20 protein-coding genes are annotated in these 21,119 nt (G+C 60.9%); 14 read left to right on the top strand and 6 right to left on the bottom strand.

Annotated elements, in window-relative coordinates:
- Positions 1-57: 57 nt before the first annotated feature.
- The gene (locus tag VC35_RS27060) at positions 58-1,551 is read right to left on the bottom strand and encodes a CoA-acylating methylmalonate-semialdehyde dehydrogenase (RefSeq protein ID WP_046043734.1); all 1,494 of its coding nucleotides are present in this window, start codon (positions 1,549-1,551) and stop codon (positions 58-60) included.
- 74 nt (positions 1,552-1,625) lie between these two features.
- Positions 1,626-2,975, bottom strand: coding sequence for an omega-aminotransferase AptA (gene aptA, locus VC35_RS27065; protein ID WP_046043735.1), 1,350 nt, complete (start codon positions 2,973-2,975; stop codon positions 1,626-1,628).
- Between the two features lie 139 nt (positions 2,976-3,114).
- Here aptA and VC35_RS27070 point away from each other — a divergent pair, with 139 nt between their 5' ends.
- The 6 genes from VC35_RS27070 to VC35_RS27095 all read left to right on the top strand — a co-directional run bounded on the left by VC35_RS27070 (position 3,115) and on the right by VC35_RS27095 (position 9,537).
- Positions 3,115-4,035 (top strand): LysR family transcriptional regulator, encoded by a 921-nt coding sequence (locus VC35_RS27070; RefSeq protein WP_007971880.1) that lies wholly within the window; start codon positions 3,115-3,117, stop codon positions 4,033-4,035.
- 105 nt (positions 4,036-4,140) lie between these two features.
- Positions 4,141-4,791 (top strand): TetR/AcrR family transcriptional regulator, encoded by a 651-nt coding sequence (locus VC35_RS27075; RefSeq protein WP_046043737.1) that lies wholly within the window; start codon positions 4,141-4,143, stop codon positions 4,789-4,791.
- Positions 4,792-4,797: 6 nt separating this feature from the next.
- Positions 4,798-5,379: an IMPACT family protein gene (locus VC35_RS27080; protein ID WP_046043739.1), complete on the top strand. Its 582-nt coding sequence runs from the start codon at positions 4,798-4,800 to the stop codon at positions 5,377-5,379.
- A gap of 548 nt (positions 5,380-5,927) precedes the next feature.
- A complete protein-coding gene (locus VC35_RS27085; RefSeq protein WP_046043740.1) occupies positions 5,928-7,493 on the top strand; it encodes an ABC transporter ATP-binding protein in 1,566 nt (521 codons plus the stop codon).
- An 11-nt stretch (positions 7,494-7,504) separates the two neighbouring features.
- A complete protein-coding gene (locus VC35_RS27090; protein WP_046043742.1) occupies positions 7,505-8,611 on the top strand; it encodes an ABC transporter permease in 1,107 nt (368 codons plus the stop codon).
- On the top strand, positions 8,611-9,537 hold the full coding sequence (locus tag VC35_RS27095) for an ABC transporter permease (RefSeq protein WP_046043743.1): 927 nt from the start codon (positions 8,611-8,613) through the stop codon (positions 9,535-9,537). The genes VC35_RS27090 and VC35_RS27095 overlap by 1 nt, the downstream gene beginning before the upstream one ends.
- Here the strand turns inward: VC35_RS27095 and VC35_RS27100 are convergent.
- Positions 9,534-10,025, bottom strand: coding sequence for a hypothetical protein (locus VC35_RS27100; protein ID WP_046043745.1), 492 nt, complete (start codon positions 10,023-10,025; stop codon positions 9,534-9,536). The genes VC35_RS27095 and VC35_RS27100 overlap by 4 nt on opposite strands.
- A gap of 82 nt (positions 10,026-10,107) precedes the next feature.
- Between VC35_RS27100 and VC35_RS27105 the strand changes: the two genes are divergently transcribed.
- The 6 genes from VC35_RS27105 to VC35_RS27130 all read left to right on the top strand — a co-directional run bounded on the left by VC35_RS27105 (position 10,108) and on the right by VC35_RS27130 (position 16,168).
- The gene (locus VC35_RS27105) at positions 10,108-10,464 is read left to right on the top strand and encodes a MerR family transcriptional regulator (protein ID WP_046043778.1); all 357 of its coding nucleotides are present in this window, start codon (positions 10,108-10,110) and stop codon (positions 10,462-10,464) included.
- Positions 10,465-10,483: 19 nt separating this feature from the next.
- Entirely contained in the window at positions 10,484-11,173 is a 690-nt protein-coding gene (locus VC35_RS27110) for an SDR family oxidoreductase (RefSeq protein WP_046043746.1), read from the top strand.
- Positions 11,174-11,338: 165 nt separating this feature from the next.
- Complete coding sequence (locus VC35_RS27115) at positions 11,339-12,697, top strand: 8-oxoguanine deaminase (protein ID WP_046043747.1); 1,359 nt, start codon at positions 11,339-11,341, stop codon at positions 12,695-12,697.
- Between the two features lie 329 nt (positions 12,698-13,026).
- A complete protein-coding gene (locus VC35_RS27120; RefSeq protein WP_046043748.1) occupies positions 13,027-14,109 on the top strand; it encodes a BMP family ABC transporter substrate-binding protein in 1,083 nt (360 codons plus the stop codon).
- A gap of 57 nt (positions 14,110-14,166) precedes the next feature.
- Entirely contained in the window at positions 14,167-15,132 is a 966-nt protein-coding gene (locus tag VC35_RS27125; RefSeq protein ID WP_046043749.1) for an isopenicillin N synthase family dioxygenase, read from the top strand.
- Between the two features lie 82 nt (positions 15,133-15,214).
- Entirely contained in the window at positions 15,215-16,168 is a 954-nt protein-coding gene (locus VC35_RS27130) for an adenosine deaminase (RefSeq protein ID WP_046043750.1), read from the top strand.
- A gap of 102 nt (positions 16,169-16,270) precedes the next feature.
- On the opposite strand, the gene VC35_RS27135 is transcribed toward VC35_RS27130, so the two are convergent.
- The gene (locus VC35_RS27135) at positions 16,271-17,005 is read right to left on the bottom strand and encodes a helix-turn-helix domain-containing protein (protein ID WP_046043751.1); all 735 of its coding nucleotides are present in this window, start codon (positions 17,003-17,005) and stop codon (positions 16,271-16,273) included.
- A gap of 315 nt (positions 17,006-17,320) precedes the next feature.
- The gene (locus VC35_RS27140; protein WP_046043752.1) at positions 17,321-18,250 is read right to left on the bottom strand and encodes a LysR family transcriptional regulator; all 930 of its coding nucleotides are present in this window, start codon (positions 18,248-18,250) and stop codon (positions 17,321-17,323) included.
- Between the two features lie 124 nt (positions 18,251-18,374).
- Between VC35_RS27140 and VC35_RS27145 the strand changes: the two genes are divergently transcribed.
- Together VC35_RS27145 and VC35_RS29710 are read left to right on the top strand one after the other, a co-directional pair.
- A complete protein-coding gene (locus VC35_RS27145) occupies positions 18,375-19,388 on the top strand; it encodes a zinc-binding alcohol dehydrogenase family protein (protein ID WP_046043753.1) in 1,014 nt (337 codons plus the stop codon).
- 264 nt (positions 19,389-19,652) lie between these two features.
- A complete protein-coding gene (locus VC35_RS29710; RefSeq protein WP_185754870.1) occupies positions 19,653-19,826 on the top strand; it encodes a hypothetical protein in 174 nt (57 codons plus the stop codon).
- An 8-nt stretch (positions 19,827-19,834) separates the two neighbouring features.
- Here the strand turns inward: VC35_RS29710 and VC35_RS27150 are convergent, their stop codons facing one another.
- Complete coding sequence (locus tag VC35_RS27150) at positions 19,835-21,031, bottom strand: multidrug effflux MFS transporter (protein ID WP_046043754.1); 1,197 nt, start codon at positions 21,029-21,031, stop codon at positions 19,835-19,837.
- Positions 21,032-21,119: the final 88 nt, after the last annotated feature.

The following is a 21,119-nucleotide window of genomic DNA, read 5'->3' on the forward strand; positions in this document are numbered from 1 at the left end:
GCCTGGCGCACAAACAAAAAGGCCGACCCAATGGGTCGGCCTTCTGCGCCCTTCTACTTACAAGCTAGGGAAGGCGAACTGCGAAGCTTCATGGCTCGCACGCTGCGGCCAGCGCTGGGTGATGGCTTTGCGGCGGGTATAGAAACGCACGCCATCGGGGCCATAGGCGTGCAGGTCGCCAAACAGCGAACGCTTCCAGCCGCCAAAGCTGTGGTAAGCCACCGGTACCGGCAGCGGTACGTTGACACCAACCATGCCGACTTCGATCTCGTCGCAGAACAACCGCGCCGCTTCACCGTCACGGGTGAAGATGCAGGTGCCGTTGCCATATTCGTGATCGTTGATCAGTTGCATGGCTTCTTCCAGGCTGTTGACCCGAACAACGCACAGCACCGGCCCGAAGATCTCTTCTTTATAGATGCGCATTTCTCGTGTGACGTTGTCGAACAGGCAACCACCCAGGAAGAAGCCTTCCTCGTGACCAGCGACGGTCAGGCCACGGCCATCCACCACCAGTGTCGCGCCGGCAGCTACGCCGTCTTCTACATAACCGCTGACCTTGTCGCGCGCCTGGCCCGTCACCAGTGGGCCCATGTCCAGGCCGCAGTTGGTACCGGCACCGATTTTCAGCGCCTTGATTTGCGGAACCAGTTTGGCCACCAGGGCATCGGCCACCTGATCACCCACGCACACCGCTACCGAGATCGCCATGCAACGCTCGCCGCAAGAACCGTAGGCCGCGCCCATCAGTGCGCTGACGGCGTTGTCCAGGTCTGCATCCGGCATCAGCACCGCGTGGTTCTTCGCACCGCCCAGGGCCTGAACGCGTTTGCCGCGCTTGGTGCCTTCGGAATAGATGTATTCGGCAATCGGCGTCGAACCAACAAAACTCAGCGCTTTGACTTCCGGCGCTTCGATCAATGCGTCCACCGCAGTCTTGTCACCGTGCACCACGCTCAGTACGCCTTTAGGCAGACCAGCTTCCAGCAGCAACTGGGCGATCAGCAGCGTCGAGCTCGGGTCACGCTCGGATGGCTTGAGGATGAAGCAGTTGCCGCAGACGATCGCCAGCGGGTACATCCACAACGGCACCATGGCCGGGAAGTTGAACGGCGTGATACCGGCAACCACGCCCAGCGGCTGGAAGTCAGACCAGGCATCGATGTTCGGGCCGACGTTACGGCTGTACTCGCCCTTGAGGATTTCCGGAGCCGCGCAAGCGAATTCGACGTTCTCGATACCGCGCTTCAATTCACCGGCAGCATCTTCCAGGGTCTTGCCGTGCTCTTCGCTGATCAATTGCGAGATGCGAGCTTCGTTCTGCTCCAGCAGCTGCTTGAAGCGGAACATCACTTGGGCACGCTTGGCCGGTGGCGTGTTGCGCCAGGCCGGGAATGCAGCCTTGGCCGCGTCGATGGCGCTCTGGATGGTTTCGCGGGTCGCCAGTGGCAGCTTGTGGATAGCCTGACCGGTAGACGGGTTGAACACATCAACCGCGCGACCGTTCTCGGTCACCAGTTCGCCATTGATCAAATGCGGAATAACGCTCATGGAAGCTCCTGAAAAGTTGTCCACAGGCGCTCGCTTCGGAGCACCTGTTGTTTGTAGGTATATAGAAGGAGAAATCAGTCGATCTTGCTCAGCACTTCGCCGACCGCGTCGAACAGACGATCCAGGTCCTGCGGCTTGCTGTTGAAGGTTGGGCCGAACTGCAGGGTGTCGCCGCCGAAGCGTACGTAGAACCCGGCTTTCCACAGCGCCATGCCGGCTTCGAACGGACGCACGATGGCGTCGCCATCACGAGGGGCGATCTGGATCGCGCCGGCCAGGCCGAAGTTGCGGATGTCGATGATGTTCTTGGTGCCTTTGAGGCCGTGCAGCGCATTTTCGAAATGCGGTGCGACTTCGGCCACGCTCTGTACCAGGTTTTCCTTTTGCAGCAGGTCGAGTGCGGCAAGACCCGCGGCGCAAGCCACCGGGTGTGCGGAATAGGTATAGCCGTGGGGGAATTCAACCGCGTATTCAGGCGTCGGCTGATTCATGAAGGTCTGGTAGATCTCGGAGCTGGCAATCACCGCGCCCATCGGGATCGCACCGTTGGTGACTTGCTTGGCGATGCACATCAGGTCCGGGGTCACGCCGAAGGTGGTGGCGCCGAACATGGTGCCGGTACGGCCGAAACCGGTGATCACTTCGTCGAACACCAGCAGGATGTTGTGCTGGTCGCAGATTTCACGCAGACGCTTGAGGTAACCCTGAGGTGGAACCAGCACGCCAGCGGAACCGGCCAATGGCTCGACGAAGACCGCCGCGATGTTCGACGCATCGTGCAGCTCGATCAGCTTCAGCAGTTCGTCAGCCAGGGCGATACCACCCTGCTCCGGCATGCCACGGGAGTAAGCGTTGCTTGCCAGCAAGGTGTGCGGCAGGTGGTCAACGTCCATCATCGCCTGACCGAACAGCTTGCGGTTGCCGTTCACGCCACCGAGGCTGGTGCCGGCGATGTTCACACCGTGGTAACCACGGGCACGGCCGATCATCTTGGTCTTGGTCGACTGGCCTTTCAGACGCCAGTAAGCACGGACCATCTTCACAGCGGTGTCAGCGCACTCGGAGCCCGAGTCGGTGAAGAACACGTGGTTCAGGGTGCCCGGGGTCAGGTCGGTGATTTTTTCAGCCAGTTGGAACGACAGCGGATGACCGTACTGGAAGGCTGGCGAGTAATCGAGGGTACCCAGCTGCTTGGCGACCGCTTCCTGGATTTCCTTGCGGGTGTGCCCGGCGCCACAGGTCCACAGACCGGACAGCGAGTCATATACCTTGCGACCCTTGTCGTCGATCAGCCAGCTGCCTTCGGCGCCAACGATCAGCCGTGGGTCGCGCTGGAAGTTGCGGTTGGCGGTGTAAGGCATCCAGTGAGCATCGAGCTTGAGCTGGCTGGCCAGGGAAGTCGGGGCGTTTTCAGGCAAGTTCATGGGCGAAACCTCGCAAGGCAATAAGCGGCGTAAGGATTGAAAACCGTTGTTGCAGCTAAATTGCCACGGAGATAAAGTCGGTGAAATGCAACTCTTCTAATGTTCAGTCAGCCATTTACTAAACTTTTGAGTAACCCGCATGAGCACTCGCCGTCCCGATCCGCTGGCCCAGGTCAGCGACTTTGATATCCGCCTGCTGAGGATTTTCCGCAGCGTGGTGGAATGCGGCGGCTTCTCCGCGGCGGAAACCGTGCTGGGCATCGGTCGCTCGGCGATCAGCCAGCAGATGAGCGATCTGGAGCAGCGCCTCGGCCTGCGCCTGTGCCAACGGGGACGTGCCGGGTTTTCCCTGACCGAAGAAGGCCGCGAGGTCTATCAATCGGCGTTGCAACTATTGAGTGCGTTGGAAAGCTTCCGCACCGAGGTAAACGGACTGCACCAGCACTTGCGTGGCGAATTGATCATTGGCTTGACGGACAACCTGGTCACCCTGCCCCACATGCGCATCACCCATGCCCTCGCACAATTGAAAGAACGCGGCCCGGACGTGCAGATCCAGATCCGCATGATCGCGCCCAATGAAGTCGAACAAGGCGTGCTCGACGGTCGCCTGCACGTTGGCGTGGTACCGCAGGCCAGCGCATTGTCGGGGCTGGAGTATCAACCGCTGTATAGCGAGCGTTCGCTGTTGTACTGCGCGGTCGGCCATCCGCTGTTTTATGTCGACGACAAGCAGCTGGACGACGAACGCCTGAACAGTCAGGACGCCATCGCGCCCACCTTCCGTTTGCCAGCGGAGATCCAGGCTCACTATCAAGCGCTCAATTGCACCGCCAGTGCCTCGGACCGCGAAGGCATGGCGTTCCTGATCCTGACCGGTCGCTATATCGGTTACCTGCCGGATCACTACGCGAGTCTTTGGGTGCAGCAGGGCCGGTTGCGCGCGTTGAAAGCCAAAACGCGTTTCTATGACCTGAGCCTGGCGTCGGTCACCCGCAAGGGGCGTCGACCCCATCTGGTGCTGGAGAGTTTTCTCGAGAGTCTCGCGGCGACGCGTTGAAAACTGTGGGGCGGGGTAGAGTTTTATTGTATGAGGCCTTGTCTGAAGCCGGTGGGTGCGCTATCAACGCACTGGCCGCACCCTCTCATCTTCTCGGAAGTGCCTATGACCTTTGAAGTCCCTGCCCACGGCGGAAAACCCGTCAGCCGCATTCGTCAGAAAAACGAAGAGACCATCATCAAAGCCGCCGAAGACGAGTTCGCCCGTCACGGGTACAAAGGCACGAGCATGAACACCATCGCCCTGAATGCCGGGCTGCCCAAGGCGAACCTGCATTACTACTTCACCAACAAGCTCGGTTTGTACGTGGCGGTGCTGAGCAACATCATCGAGTTGTGGGACAGCACCTTCAACACCCTCACCGCCGAGGATGACCCGACCGAAGCGTTGACCCGCTACATTCGCGCGAAAATGGAGTTCTCCCGACGCCAGCCGCAAGCCTCGCGGATTTTTGCCATGGAAGTCATCAGCGGCGGCGAATGCCTGACCGAGTACTTCAACCAGGATTATCGCGCCTGGTTCCAAGGCCGCGCGGGCGTGTTCCAGACGTGGATCGACGCCGGTAAAATGGACCCGGTCGATCCGGTTCACCTGATCTTCCTGTTGTGGGGCAGCACCCAGCACTACGCCGACTTCGCCACGCAGATCTGCCGCGTCACCGGGCGCACCAGGTTGACCAAACAGGACATGGAAGACGCCGGGGACAACCTGATCCGCATCATTCTCAAGGGCTGCGGCCTGAAACCTGCCATCTAAGCACTTATGCCATTTACCCTCAGCGGTTTTTGCGAATACCGCGAAGAGATTCGCAAGAGCCGCTTCATTACCTTCGCCGCGCCGATCTCCAGCCCGGCCGAGGCCCAGGCGTTCATTGAACAGCACAGTGACTTGAATGCCTCGCACAACTGCTGGGCCTGGAAGCTCGACGATCAGTATCGCAGCACCGATGATGGCGAGCCCGGCGGTACGGCCGGCAGGCCGATTCTGGCGGCGATAGAGGCGCAGGATTGCGATCAGGTCGCGGTACTGGTGATTCGCTGGTATGGCGGCATCCAACTGGGCACCGGGGGGCTCGCCCGGGCCTATGGCGGGGGTGCAAACAAATGCCTGCAAGCGGCGCCGAAGATCGAGCTGATCAGCCGGGTGCCGCTGCGTTGCGCTTGTGGATTTGCCGAGTTGGCCCTGGTCAAGCTGCGAGTGGCGGAGGCTGGTGGATTGGTTGTGGATGAAAGCTTCACCGCTAATGGTGTCGAGTTGCAGTTGGCCGTGGGCGATGCGCAGATCGACACCTTGCAGTCACAACTGGCCGATTTGAGTCGCGGACGTATTTTGTTGCAGCGCTAAAAGCGCTTCAGCACAGGCTGCGATCTTTTGGGGCACGCCGATTTTTCACTTATTCCATATTTGCCCACATCTGCTGTGCACCCGCCTGTGGATAACCTGAGCACATACCGCTGTAACCCTTGTGTCATACGGCTTTGCGGACTTTGCTCAATTTTCGTCCAATCTGCCATCAAGCACATCAAATTCAAATAAAAACAAACAGTTACAACGGTTTATCGCCTTTAGAAGAAAGCCACTCAGTGCTTATGCCCGTGCTTTGAGCTTGCACACAAATACTGTGGAGCAATCTGTGGATAACCCGTTCATGGCCGTCTCGGCGCCCTGCACGGTATGGCTTGTGGTCGATTGCTCATTTTTTGAGCAAAAGCGCGCGAGCAAAATCGGGGCTTGAATTGCGCCATTGCCCCCATGTGGTGCCGGGCTCTGCGTGGCACATCTGAAAGCTGCGTACTCAACGCCTCTGGTCGCAGGACTTCGAGGTTTTCCTGACCTAGTGGCCAGAAAATTGCTTTATCCACAGGCACAAGTCCAACAGCACTGAGCCTGTCATGCCCAATCACGCTCCAATCCCCGATCCGGTTCCGCGCCTGCAGTTGCGCAGAATCAGCAAACGCTACCCCGGTTGCCTGGCCAACGATGCCATCGACCTGTCCATTGCCCCTGGCGAGATCCATGCCCTGCTCGGCGAAAACGGCGCGGGCAAAAGCACGCTGATGAAGATCATCTACGGCGTCACCCGTGCCGATTCCGGCGAGGTGATCTGGCAAGGTCAGCGGGTGAGCCTGCGCAACCCGGCTCAGGCCCGGGGTTTGGGAATCGGCATGGTGTTCCAGCATTTCTCGCTGTTCGAAACCCTGAGCGTGGCGCAGAACATCGCCCTGGCCATGGGTGCGGCGGCAGGCACACCCAAACAGCTTGAGCCGAAGATTCGCGAGGTGTCCCGGCGCTATGGCATGGCGCTGGAACCGGAGCGACTTGTCCACAGCCTGTCGATCGGTGAACGGCAGCGGGTGGAAATCATCCGTTGCCTGATGCAGGACATCCGCCTGTTGATTCTCGATGAACCGACTTCGGTGCTGACGCCGCAGGAGGCCGACGACTTGTTCGCCACCCTGCGCCGGCTCGCCGCCGAAGGCTGCAGCATTTTGTTCATCAGCCACAAGCTTGGGGAAGTGCGTGCGTTGTGCCACAGCGCAACGGTTTTACGAGGCGGTCGGGTGGCCGGGCATTGCGTGCCGGCCGAATGTTCGGATCAGCAACTGGCGCGCTTGATGGTCGGTGAAGCGGCGGAGTTGATCGCAGACTATCCGAAGGTTACTGGAGGTGATGCATTCCTTGATGTCCGTGGCTTGTCCTGGCACAACCCGGACCCGTTCGGTTGCTCGCTTACCAACATCGACCTCGAAGTGCGCCGCGGTGAAATTGTCGGCATCGCCGGTGTCGCCGGCAATGGCCAGGATGAGTTGCTAGCCTTGCTCAGCGGCGAAGAGCGGCTGCCCCGCAACGCCAGCGCGACGATCCGTTTTGGCCAGGAGCCCGTCGCCCATTTGCGTCCCGATGCTCGCCGCCAACTCGGCCTGGCGTTCGTTCCCGCGGAACGCCTGGGCCATGGTGCGGTGCCGGAGTTGAGCCTGGCGGACAACGCGTTGCTGACAGCGTTCCAGCAAGGCTTGGTGAGTAACGGCCTGATCCAGCGCGGCAACGTCGAAGCACTGGCCGAGGAAATTATCCGCCGTTTCGGGGTCAAGACACCCGATAGCCAGTCGCCGGCCCGCAGCCTGTCCGGGGGCAATTTGCAAAAATTCATCCTCGGCCGGGAAATCCTTCAGCGACCGAAACTACTGGTCGCCGCACACCCGACCTGGGGCGTGGACGTCGGCGCGGCCGCCACCATTCACCGCGCCTTGATTGCCTTGCGCGATGCCGGCGCGGCGATCCTGGTGATCTCCGAAGACCTCGACGAACTGTTCCAGATCAGCGACCGCCTCGGCGCCTTGTGTGGCGGTCGGCTGTCCGCGCTCCACGCCACCGTCGACACGCGCCTGAGCGATGTCGGCGGCTGGATGGCCGGCCAGTTCGGTGCCCCTCAATCACTCGCATCCGCCTCGCGTTAACGGAGTGTCACATGCTGCTTTCTCTTGAACCCCGCGGCCAGCAATCGCGCCTGATGCTGTGGTGCTCGCCGTTGCTGGCGGCTGCACTGACCCTGGGCTGTGGATCGCTGTTATTTATCGCGCTCGGGCATGACCCGCTGCTGACCTTGCACACCTTGCTGATCGCGCCGGTCAGCGACCTGTACGGCGTCTCCGAATTGTTGGTCAAGGCCCTGCCGATTCTGCTCTGCGCATTGGGCCTGGCCGTCGCCTATCAGGCGCGCATCTGGAACATCGGTGCCGAAGGTCAACTGCTGCTCGGCGCGTTGGCCGGCAGTGCGCTGGCGGTGAACATCATCGAGATGCAAAGCCGCTGGGCGCTGGTACTGATCCTGCTCACCGGCACCTTGGCCGGAGCAGCATGGGCCGGGCTGACGGCGTGGTTGCGCACGCGCTTCAACGCCAATGAGATCCTCACCAGCATCATGCTCAATTACATCGCCCTGAACCTTTTGCTGTATTGCGTGCACGGTCCACTGAAAGACCCGGAAGGTTTCAATTTCCCCCAATCGGCGATGTTCGGCGACGCCAGCCGCTTGCCGTTGCTGATGGAAGATGGCCGGGTCCACGCCGGGGTTTACTTCGCCCTGCTCGCGTTGGTGACCGTGTGGGTGCTGTTGCAGAAAAGCTTTGTCGGATTCCAGATCAAGGTGCTCGGGCTGGACAAGCGTGCCGCCGGTTTCGTCGGCTTTCGCGAGAAGCGCCTGATCTGGCTCGCGCTGTTGATCAGCGGCGGCCTGGCAGGGCTTGCCGGTGTGTGCGAAGTCACCGGCCCCATCGGCCAGCTGGTGCCGCAGGTCTCGCCGGGCTACGGCTATGCGGCGATCACCGTGGCATTTCTCGGCCGCCTGAATCCTGTCGGCATCCTGTTTTCCAGCCTGTTGATGGCACTGCTGTACATCGGCGGCGAAAGCGCACAAATGAGCCTGAACCTGCCGCAAGCGATCACCCAATTGTTCCAGGGCATGATGCTGTTTTTCCTGCTGGCCAGCGATGTACTGATCCTCTACCGACCGCGCTTGAACCTGCGCTGGACCCGCCGCGCCCAAACCACCACCGTACAAGCAGGAGCGCTGTGATGGATATCGATCTGCTGAGCAATATTTTCTACGCCATGGTCCGCTGCGGTACGCCGTTGCTGTTGGTGGCGCTGGGGGAACTGATCTGCGAGAAAAGCGGCGTCCTCAACCTCGGCCAGGAAGGCATGATGCTGTTTGGTGCTGTGATCGGTTTCATCGTCGCGTTCAACACCGGCCACCTGTGGCTCGGCGTGTTGTTGGCGATGCTCGCCGGGATGCTGCTGTCGTCGCTGTTTGCCCTGGTGGCGCTGGTGTTCAACGCCAATCAGGTGGCCACCGGTCTGGCCCTGACGATTTTCGGCGTAGGCCTGTCGACCTTCGTCGGTGCGGCGTGGGTCGGCAAGCCGCTGGCGGGGTTCGAGCCGATGGCGATTGCGTATTTGAGCGAGATCCCGCTGATCGGGCGAATGCTGTTTGCCCAGGACCTGTTGGTGTATCTGTCGTTCGCGCTGTTTGCGCTTGTGGCTTGGGTGATTCTGAAAAGCCGCGTCGGGCTGATCATCCAGGCGGTCGGGGAAAACCCGGATGCGGCCAGCGCCATGGGCTTGCCGGTGTTGGTGGTGCGCACGCTGGCAGTGTTGTTCGGCGGTGCGATGGCCGGGTTGGCCGGGGCATATCTGTCCCTGGCGTACACACCGATGTGGGCGGAGAACATGAGCGCCGGGCGCGGCTGGATTGCCCTGGCGCTCGTGGTGTTCGCCAGTTGGCGGGTGTGGCGCCTGCTGCTCGGCGCGTACCTGTTCGGGCTCGCCAGCATCCTGCACCTGGTGGCGCAGGGGTTGGGGCTGGCGATTCCGTCGAGTCTGCTGGCGATGCTGCCGTATGTCGCGACCATTGTGGTGCTGGTGCTGCTGTCACGGGATGCGCTGCGGACACGGTTGTACGCGCCGGTTTCGTTGGGGCAGCCGTGGCAGGCTGGGCATTAGTGGTTGTTTGGGCGGGCCTCTTCGCGAGCAAGCCCGCTCCCACATTGGATGGGTGTGTACTCGGTCAAATGTGGGAGCGGGCTTGCTCGCGAAAGCGTCCGAACAGGCAACACCTGAGCCACGCCCCACGCCAATTCAAACACCAGGAAAACCACCAGCAACGAACTCGCGCCATGAACCAGGGCATATGCCTGCCAGGCCGAGAACAGGAACCTGGCCACGGCGTCATACCGCCCATAAACCTGCTGCGGATCACGAATCCGCAGCACCGCCCATACGCAGACAATCGAGCCCAACAAATTCGCCATCAACATGTGCACCGGTTCGAACGGTGGCAGCTCGCCGGGCAAACTCAACGCCTGACTCACTCCCGTCAAAACCCCATGCAACGCCGCAAAACTCCACGGTGTGACAAACGCGACCGTCACGATCAGGTCGTACCAGGCACTGCCTTGCACCAACCGGCGATATTGCGTTGTAGTCCACATCGACATTGCTCCATCAATTCAGGGAGCAACAAGGCTAAAGCCTGGAGTATGCTCCAGGGTCAAGCCCCCTCGAGACGTCATGATGCGCATCGGTGAATTAGCCCAGGCCAGCGCCGTCAGCCGCGACACGCTGCGCTTTTACGAGCAGCGCGGGTTGATTGCGGCGCAACGCAGTGCCAACGGGTATCGCGACTATCCGCCAGACATGGTGCAACTGGTGCAATACATCAAGACCGCTCAACGACTGGGCTTTACCCTCGGCGAGATCGGCAACAGCGTGGCTACAATCTGGCAATCGCCCGATCCGGACAGCGCCGTCACGCAACTGCTGCAAGACAAACTCAAACTGATCGAAGCCCGCATGGCCGAACTCGGCGCGCTGCGCGAGGAGTTGCAACAACGGCTCGGGCAACAGTGTCCATTGAATCCACGACTCTGAATTTTCAAGGAAGCCACTCATGTCCAAGGCAAAAACCGCACTCATCATCGGCGCCTCCCGGGGGCTTGGCCTCGGGCTGGTGAAAACCCTGCTGGCCGATGGCTGGCAAGTCACCGCCACCGTGCGCGACCCGCAAAAAGCCGAAGCCTTGCAGGCCCTGGGCGATGTGCGAATCGAAAAGCTCGACATGGACGATCAGCCGGCGGTGTCAGCCCTGAGCCAACAACTCAAGGGCGATGTGTTTGACCTGTTGTTCGTCAATGCCGGGGTCAAGGGGCCGGAAGTCCAGACGCCGAACGGCGGCGCGACAATGGCCGAAGTCGGCCAGTTGTTTTTCACCAACGCCGTGGCGCCGATCAACCTGGCCCAGCGTTTTGTCGAGCAACTGCGCCCGGACACCGGCGTGCTGGCCTTCATGAGTTCGGTGCTGGGCAGCGTGACCATGCCCGATGCGCCGGAGCTGGCACTGTACAAAGCCAGCAAGGCGGCGCTGAATTCCATGACCAACAGCTTCGTCACTCAGTTGGGCGAAACCAGTCTCACCGTGCTGTCGCTGCACCCGGGCTGGGTGAAAACCGACATGGGGGGTGAAGGCGCGGACATCGACGTGGAAACCAGCACCCGTGGCCTGGTCGATCAGGTGAATGCGTATGTCGGCAAGGGCGGGCATCACTTCATCAATTACCGGGGCGAAACCATTCCCTGGTAATCACCGCCGCCCACAGGGGGGGGTGTTGTCCTGTCGGGTTGGGCTTGCCCGCCAGAGCGTTTTGATCGACACTTCGCACCTCGCCTCCCCGGCGAACCTGGATCAGCAGACAGGGCAACACTGAGCTGGCAACCCTGAACCCAACTTTCAGAGGAGCCGGCCAACATGCCTGCGACCCGTACCTGGTTAAAAAATCCCCTCGCCATTTTCACCTCCAACGGTCTCGATGCCCGTGGCGGCCTGGTGCTGCAAGACGGTTTGATCGTCGAAGTACTCGGTGCCGGTCAACAACCGTCCGCGCCGTGCAATGAAGTGTTCGATGCCCGCGAGCATGTGATCCTGCCGGGCCTGATCAACACCCATCACCACTTCTATCAAACCCTGACCCGCGCCTGGGCGCCGGTGGTCAATCAGCCGCTGTTCCCATGGCTGAAAACCCTGTACCCGGTCTGGGCACGCCTGACCCCGGAAAAACTCGCCCTCGCCACCAAGGTCGCGTTAGCGGAGTTGCTGTTGTCCGGTTGCACCACCGCGGCTGACCATCACTACCTTTTCCCGGAAGGTCTGGAAAACGCGATCGACGTGCAGGTCGAGAGCGTTCGTGAACTGGGCATGCGCGCCATGCTGACCCGCGGTTCCATGAGCCTCGGTGAAAAGGACGGTGGCCTGCCACCGCAACAGACCGTACAGGAAGGCGAAGTGATCCTCGCCGACAGCCAGCGCCTGATCGCCGAGTACCACGAACGCGGTGACGGCGCGCAAATCCAGATCGCCCTGGCACCCTGCTCGCCGTTCTCGGTGACCCCGGAAATCATGTCGGCCAGCGCCGAACTGGCGAACAAACTCGACGTGCGCCTGCACACCCACCTGGCAGAAACCCTCGACGAAGAAGATTTCTGCCTGCAACGCTTCGGCCTGCGCACCGTGGACTATCTGGACAGTGTTGGCTGGCTCGGCCCGCGCACCTGGCTGGCCCATGGCATCCATTTCAACCCGGACGAAATCGCCCGCCTCGGCGCCGCCGGCACCGGCATTTGCCATTGCCCGAGTTCGAACATGCGCCTGGCCTCGGGCATCTGCCCGAGCATCGATTTGACCGATGCCGGTGCCCTGCTTGGTTTAGGCGTGGACGGTTCGGCGTCCAACGATGCCTCGAACATGATGCTCGAAGCGCGTCAGGCGTTGTACATCCAGCGTCTGCGTTACGGCGCCGAGAAGATCACTCCGGAACGCGTGTTGGGCTGGGCGACCAAGGGTTCGGCGAGCCTGCTGGGCCGTACCGATATCGGCGAGTTGGCGGTGGGCAAGCAGGCTGACCTGGCGATGTTCAAGCTCGATGAACTGCGTTTCTCCGGCAGCCATGATCCGGTCTCGGCGTTGCTGCTGTGTGGCGCTGATCGCGCGGATCGAGTGATGGTCGGCGGCAAGTGGCGGGTGATCGATGGGCAGGTCGAAGGGCTGGATCTGAAAGGGTTGATTGCTGATCACAGCCAGGCGGCGCGGCAGCTGATCGCCGGGACCTGATACAACACCGATTAAAACTGTGGGAGCGAGCCTGCTCGCGATGGCGGTATTTCAGTCACTGACGATGTCGACTGACACTCCGCCTTCGCGAGCAGGTTCGCTCCCACATTGGTTTTGTGGAGGGTCAAGGCCATCTGGCTTGGCGCACCAGTGGATGGCAGCTGTGCAAGGACATGCACTGTTATCGGACTTCAAGGACCTGTCGCGAGCCTGCTCGCGATAGCATCACCGCGGATTCATGTTTTGTTGTCTTGTTGGTCAGCAATTTGCATTGCCCTGTGCAAGCCAGAGAGCCCAGCCAACCTCACAACAAAATGGAGTTCCAATTCATGCACAAACGTCCGTTGAAGAAGCTGCTTTGCGCCGTTGCGGCAGCCATCGGTTTGAGCGCCAGCCTGACCGCCGCAGCCGCCGATCCGCTGAAAGTCGGCTTCGTCTATATCGGTCCGATCGGTGACCACGGCTGGACGTATCAGCATGAACAGGGGCGCAAGGAACTCGCGGAAAAATTCGGCTCGCAGATCACCACCAACTACGTGGAAAACGTCGCCGAAGGTGCCGACGCCGAGCGGGTGATCCGCAACATGGCCAAGGACAAGTACGACCTGATCTTCACCACCTCCTTCGGCTACATGAACCCGACCGTGAAAGTCGCCAAACAGTTTCCCAAGGTGACCTTCGAACACGCCACCGGCTACAAGCAGGACAAGAACCTAGGCACTTACCTGGCGCGCACTTACGAAGGTCGCTACGTCGGCGGCTTCCTCGCGGCGAAGATGACCAAGACCAAGAAAATCGGCTACGTCGCTTCGTTCCCGATCCCGGAAGTCATCCGCGACATCAACGCCATCCAGTTGGCCCTGAACAAGTACAACCCCGGCACCGAGATCAAGGTGGTGTGGGTCAACTCGTGGTTCGATCCTGGCAAGGAAGCGGACGCCGCCAACGCGCTGATCGACCAGGGCGTGGACGTGGTGTTCCAGCACACCGACAGCCCCGCGCCGATCCAGGCCGCCGAACGTCGCGGCGTGTATGCCGTGGGCTACGCTTCGGACATGGCGCACTTCGGGCCGAAAGCGGTACTGACCTCCATCGTCAACGATTGGGGCCCGCACTACGTCCAGGCAACCCAGAGCGTGATCGACCATGACTGGAAACCCCAGGACTACTGGGGCGGTTTGAAGGAAGGCACCGTTGAGCTGCCGATCAGCGACCTGGTGCCGGCGACGGTGAAGAGCGAAGCCGAGCAACTCATCGCCGACATCAAGAGCGGTGCGCTGCAACTGTTCACCGGGCCGATCAAGGATCAGGCCGGGATCGAGAAAATCCCGGCGGGTGTGAGCGCGACCACGGCGGAACTGGCGTCGATGAATTACTACGTGGAAGGCATGAAGGCCGAGATTCCGAAGTAAATTTTCAGCCACAGCACAACTCCCACATTGGATCTTCAGCGTTCTTAAGGATTGCGCATGAATAGCCTTCCGATCATCGACATCACCCCGCTCTACAGCGAAGACCCATCCGCCTGGCCAGCCGTGGCCGGGCAAATCGACCTCGCCTGCCGCGAGTGGGGTTTCTTCTACATCAAGGGCCATCCGATTTCAGCGGCTCGCATCAACGCCCTGCTTGATCACGCCAAACGCTTCTTCGCCCAACCCACCGCCGAAAAGCTCAAGATCGACATCACCCAGACCCGTCACCATCGCGGCTACGGCGCCATCGCCACCGAGCAACTGGACCCAAGCAAACCCAGCGACCTCAAGGAAACCTTCGACATGGGCCTGCACCTGCCGGCCGGGCACCCTGAAGTACTGGCGGAAAAACCCTTGCGTGGCCCCAATCGCCATCCGTCCATCCCCGGCTGGGAAGCGTTGATGGAACAGCACTACGTCGACATGCAGGCCCTCGCGCAAACGCTGTTGCGGGCCATGACCATCGCGCTGGGGATTGAGCGCGACTTCTTCGACACACGCTTCAATGACCCGGTCAGCGTGCTGCGGATGATTCATTACCCGCCGCGCCACACCGCCAGCTCCGAAGATCAGCAAGGTGCCGGGGCGCACACCGACTACGGTTGCATCACCCTGCTCTATCAGGACGCCGCCGGTGGCTTGCAGGTACGCAACGTCAAAGGCGAATGGATCGACGCGCCGCCGATCGAAGGTACGTTCGTGGTCAACCTGGGCGACATGATGGCGCGCTGGAGCAACGACCGTTACCTGTCGACGCCGCACCGGGTGATCAGCCCGCTCGGTGTGGATCGTTATTCGATGCCGTTCTTCGCCGAGCCGCACCCGGACACCCCCATCGAATGCCTGCCCGGTTGTCAGGATGCATTGCACCCGGCGAAATATCCGGCCACCGCCTGCGCCGAGTTCCTGCTCTCGCGCTTCGCCGATACCTACGCTTATCGACGGGAACTGGAAACGGTGTGATGAACCGCCTGGTCAGGTTTTACCAATTGTTGCGGCAACCCTCTGTAGAATGGCGACCATTGCACCTGATGAGAAAAGAATTATGTACGACTGGCTGAACGCCCTGCCAAAGGCAGAATTGCACCTGCACCTGGAAGGCTCGCTGGAACCCGAGCTGTTGTTCGCCCTGGCCGAGCGCAACAAGATTGCCTTGCCATGGAACGACGTCGAAACCTTGCGCAAGGCGTATGCCTTCAACAACCTGCAGGAGTTCCTCGACCTGTATTACCGGGGTGCCGATGTGCTGCGCACGTCCCAGGATTTCTATGACCTGACCTGGGCGTACCTGCTGCGCTGCAAAGAGCAGAACGTGATTCACACCGAACCGTTCTTCGACCCGCAGACCCACACCGACCGTGGCATCCCGTTCGAAGTGGTGCTCAACGGCATCGCAGCCGCGCTGAAGGATGGCGAGCAGCAACTGGGCATCACCAGTGGTTTGATCCTGAGCTTCCTGCGCCATCTGAGCGAAGACCAAGCGCAGAAAACCCTCGACCAGGCGCTGCCGTTCCGCGATGCGTTCGTCGCCGTGGGCCTGGACAGCTCCGAGATGGGCCACCCGCCAAGCAAGTTCCAGCGCGTGTTCGACCGCGCCCGTCACGAAGGCTTCCTGACCGTCGCCCACGCCGGCGAAGAAGGCCCGCCCGAGTACATCTGGGAAGCCATCGACCTGCTGAAGATCCAGCGCATCGATCATGGCGTGCGGGCCATCGAAGACGAGCGCCTGATGCAGCGAATCATCGACGAGCAGATCCCGCTGACCGTGTGCCCGTTGTCGAACACCAAGCTTTGCGTGTTCGATCACATGTCGCAGCACAACATTCTCGACATGCTGGAACGCGGCGTGAAAGTGACCGTGAACTCCGATGACCCGGCGTACTTCGGCGGTTATGTCACCGAGAACTTCCATGCGCTGCACACCCACCTGGGCATGACCCAGGATCAGGCCAAACTCCTGGCGCAGAACAGTCTCGATGCGCGGTTGGTGAAACCGTAAAGGCAAAGGCAAACCCTTGCAGGAGCTGGCTTGCCAGCGATAAGGCCATCACCTCCAGTATTGATGCTGGATGAGAGGCCGCCATCGCCGGCAAGCCGGCTCCTACAGCGCCATTTCCAACTCGGTTTCCAGGGCAAAGCGATAGATCTCGCGTTGCCCGGAAGCCGTCACCTGCAAGGCTCGGGAATCGTTGGGCAGGCTCAACCACCCCGACTGCATGAACAGCTGCAACAATGCCGCGCCCAGCGAACCACCCAAGTGCGGGCGTCTTTCGCTCCAGTCAGGGCAGGCGCAGGCAACCCTGCCGTTGTGATGAGCCAGCGCCTGGACGAACACTCCACGTGCCGCCAACTCCGTCGCGCCCTTGAGCGTGACCGTGACCCGCTGATCCAAGTGCTCGATCCAGCCTGCCTCCAGCAGTCGCTGATACAGATCGGCGGACAGGGTGCCCCCCAAGTGATCGTCGCACAGCCGGGCACTCAACAATGGCGAACGCACCGCCCGGGGTTTGACCAGCGGTGAATTACGCTTGAATACGTCCGGAATATCCTGGGGTGCGCTGGCGAAGGTCGCGCTGGCCAGTGCTTCGATTGCCGCCCCGACCTCGGGAGCGGCCAGGCGGAAGAAGCGTTTGCGGCCGCGGTTTTCAACCTTCAGCAGACCTCCGGCGGACAAACGCCCCAAGTGTGCACTGGCCGACGACGATGACAGGCCGGCCAGCAATGCCAACTCTTCGGTTGTTCGCGCCGAACCATCCATCAAGGCCCACATCATTGCGCTGCGCTTTGGGTCAGCCAGCAACGTGGCGATCTGGCTGATGCAAGGTGCATGTTCCATGTATTCACTCCCTGTTGAATCGTTTCGTCTACTGCCCAGAGAAATCTTGACCAGTAATGTGTCGTCGGCCAATCCGTGGAAACTGCCATAAGCCCGGCAACGCCTTGCTCACTCATTTGCGCTGCCTGGCCGATGCTGCGTAGGCCAGAAGGATGACCGTGCAGCCGGGCCGACTCGAACGTGGACCCGCCATTGGGGATCGACGCTACTGACATGATGAGGGCGCTAGTATATGCGGGTTGCTCGGCGGATCCTTTCCTCCGCCCGGTGTAGGTGGTGATCGTTCCTGAGGGAAATTTCTCTTTTTTCGTGCGACTAATGATCGATATCCGATAAGCCCGGAAATTGACTGCTCAAAAGGGCGCATCGTCTGGCAAGCATTTCACGCAACAGGTTCACCGGCTTACTCAATTGTGCGCGATGGGCGCACAACAGATTCAACGGTGCGCGCTCACAGAGCAGCTCCGGCATCAGCACCTTCAAGCGACCGGCCAGAACATCGGCGGCCACATCGAGCCAGGACTTGTAAGCGATCCCGGCACCTGCCACGGCCCAAAGGCGCACGACATCGGCATCGTCGCTGAAACGATCGCCGCTGACGGTCAGGCTGACTTCGCGTTTGCCGTCGTGAAAACTCCAGTGATCGTGGACCCGGCTTCCGAGCATGTACAACAGGCAATTGTGCTGTGCCAGTTGCTCCAGATGCCGCGGCTCGCCATGCCGGGCCAGATAGCCGGGAGCGGCGCACAACACCCGGCGGTTCTGCGGGGCGATAGGTAGCGCCACCAGGCTGGAGTCCTCCGGTTCTCCGTAGCGCAGGGCAATGTCTACCGGTTGGCGAAACAGGTCGGCGATGCGGTCCCCCAGCAGCAAGCGCACGGTGAGCTTCGGATGCTCGCGTTGAAACTCGTCGAGCCAGGGCAGCAGCAGGTTGCGGCCAAAGTCCGAAGGTGCCGACAGTTGCAGCACCCCGCTGACCTGGTCCTGACCACTGGCCAGCAATCGCCGGCCCTCGTCGAGATTGCTCAGGGCCGCGCGGGCGTATTCGAGAAAGCCCTCACCTTCGGCGGTCAGGCGCAGGCTGCGGGTCGAACGGGCCAACAATCGGGCGCCGAGCTGCTGTTCGATGCGCTTGAGCGCCGCACTGGCCACCGCCGCCGACATGTCCATGCCCCGCGCGGCAGCGGACAGACTGCCCAGGTCCGCCGCCCGGACAAACAACTGCAAGTCATCGAAACGCAGCATCAGAGCACCGATTATCAAAAAAATATTGAAAGAGACTGCTCTTTTAGCTGGTTTTATCTTCAGGAGAAATAGCCAATCATCTGCCCCATCGAATCTCTTCTTTATTAGTGTTCCGGAGCCGCCCATGAAAGCCATTGCCTACTACGCCTCGTTGCCGATCAGTGACGACAAGGCTCTGCAAGACATCGAACTGCCGGAGCCGGTCGCCGGCCCCCGCGACTTGCTGGTGGAAGTCAAAGCCATCTCGGTCAACCCGGTAGACACCAAGGTGCGCCAGAACGTCCAGCCTGAGGGCGGCGCGGCCAAGGTACTGGGTTGGGACGTGGCCGGTGTGGTCAAGGCCGTGGGCAGTGAGGTGACGCTGTTCCAGGCCGGCGACAAGGTGTATTACGCCGGCTCCATCGCGCGTGCGGGCGGCAACAGCGAGTTGCACGTGGTGGACGAGCGCATCGTCGGCCACATGCCAAAGACCCTGGGTTTCGCCGAGGCCGCTGCCCTGCCGCTCACCGCGATCACGGCCTGGGAACTGTTGTTCGAGCGCCTGCAAGTACGCGAAGGCAAAACCGCTGAAGGCCAGAGCCTGTTGATTGTCGGCGCGGCGGGCGGCGTGGGCTCGATTCTTACGCAACTCGCTCACCAACTGACGGCCCTGAAAGTCATCGGCAGCGCTTCGCGTGCGCAAACCCAAAGCTGGGTGAAAGAGTTGGGCGCCGATCTGGTCATCGACCATGGCCAGCCACTGAGCGAAGCACTCAAGCGTGCCGGTGTGGATCAGGTCACCCACGTCGCCAGCCTGACGCAAACCGACCAGCATCTGGACCAATTGATCGAGGCATTGGCACCCCAGGGCAAACTGGCGCTGATCGATGACCCCAAGTCGCTGGACGTGACCAAGCTCAAACGCAAGAGCCTGTCACTGCACTGGGAGTTCATGTACACCCGTTCGCTGTTTGAAACCGCGGACATGATCGAGCAACACAACCTGCTCAATCGCATCGCTTGGCTGATCGATGCCGGGACACTGAAAACCACGGTGGGCGAACACTTCGGCACGATCAACGCGGCCAATCTGCGCCGTGCCCATGCCCTGCTGGAAAGCGGCAAGGCCAAGGGCAAGATTGTGCTGGAAGGGTTCTGAAGCGCTGAAAAAAACCATCGCTGATTTCATCGACTTCTGCTGTTTTCCGACTGCGACCGGGCAATCCCGGTCGTAGACAGCCTCTGTGGCCGCCCCAGAAAAGCCGTGTTTTTTTGGTTACAAACCGTCAGTCCGACAGTTGATCCTTGTCACAATGGTGACCGTATACGGGACTACAATCGAATCTCCTGCGAGGCATTCTTTTGCGTAACGTCTTTTACGAGACATCTTTTACGAGACATCTTTTGCGAGAGGAGATCGGCTATGAAGATCCTGATAAAAGAACTGGCAAAATCCCAGTGGCAAGTCCGCCTTGACCAACACGCTGTGACGTTCCGCAGCGAAGCAGAAGCTCGCGCTTTCACGCGTACCCTTGAAGCCCGCATCCAGGCCCCTCACCAGATCCCCATCCTCCTCCCGCAGCGTGCAGCCGGCTGACTCCAGCCTCAAACCTGGGCTTGCGCCAGCGCCCGGGCATTTTGCAAACGCCGGGTGAGCACCGCTGCGCTCACCACCAGAATTCCACACAGGCTGATGACCATGGCCATCGGCACGGCGCTGCCGTCGTGCAGCACGCCCACCAGCGCAGAGGCGCCGGCAGCCACGCTGAATTGCAGACAACCGAGCAGCGCCGACGCGCTGCCGGCCCGTGCGCCCTGCCCGCTCATCGCACAGGCCGCGGCGTTGGGACTGATGCAACCGAGGCTGGCGATACAGATGAACAATGGAATAAGCAGCGGCCACAATTGTGCCGGGTGCAGCGAGCTGACAGCGAGCAGGGCCAAACCGGCCGTCAGATAAACCCACACTGCGCGCGCCAGCAAGAACGTCGGGCCACGCTTGGCCAGTAACCGCGCGTTGACCTGCGCCACCAGAATGAAGCCCGCCGCATTGATGCCGAACAGCCAGCCGAAATGCTCGGCCGCAACGCCGTAGAGCTTGATGATGATGAAGGGTGAACCGGCGATGTAGGCAAACATCCCGGCGATGGCGATGCCCCCGGTCAATGCATGGCCAAGAAATATCGGGTCAGCCAGCAACCGGCCGTACTGACGCAGCGCACCCGACAACGGTTGACGCGGCATATGGGCCGGCATGCTTTCCGGCAATCCCGTCGCCACCGCCAGCCCCGCCAGCGCACTGAAACCGGTCAAGGCCAGGAAGATCGACTGCCAGCCTGTGGTGTTGACCAACAACCCACCCAGCAATGGCGCGAGGATGGGGGCAAGTCCCATCACCAGCATCAATTGCGAAAAAACTTTCGCCGACCCCACCGCATCACACTTGTCGCTGACCACCGCCCGGGAAATCACCATACCCGCGCAGCCGCCCAACGCCTGGATGAAACGCGCGCCGATCAGCCATTCAAGATTCGGCGCAAAGGCGCACGCCACGGATGCGGCGGTGAACAAACCGACACCGATGAGCAAAGGAATGCGTCGCCCGAAACGATCCGCCACCGGGCCATAGGCCAACTGACCGATGGACAAGCCGAGGAAGTACACTGCCAACGTCATCTGAACGTGATTTTCGTCCGTCCCGAAAGCCAGGGCCATGGCCGGGAAGGCCGGCAGGTAGAAATCGATCGCCAGCGGACCAAATGCGCTCAAGGCGCCGAGAATCAGAATGGTTCGGAAGTTCATCAGGCATCCAGTGGGGCAGAAGTCGGCAGCCCGACAGTCTAGCTGCGCATGGACGCCGTGAACATTCCGGTAGCTCGCTAACTATCAA

The sequence above is a fragment of the Pseudomonas fluorescens genome (assembly GCF_000967965.1).
GTDB classification, from domain to species: domain Bacteria; phylum Pseudomonadota; class Gammaproteobacteria; order Pseudomonadales; family Pseudomonadaceae; genus Aquipseudomonas; species Aquipseudomonas grandcourensis.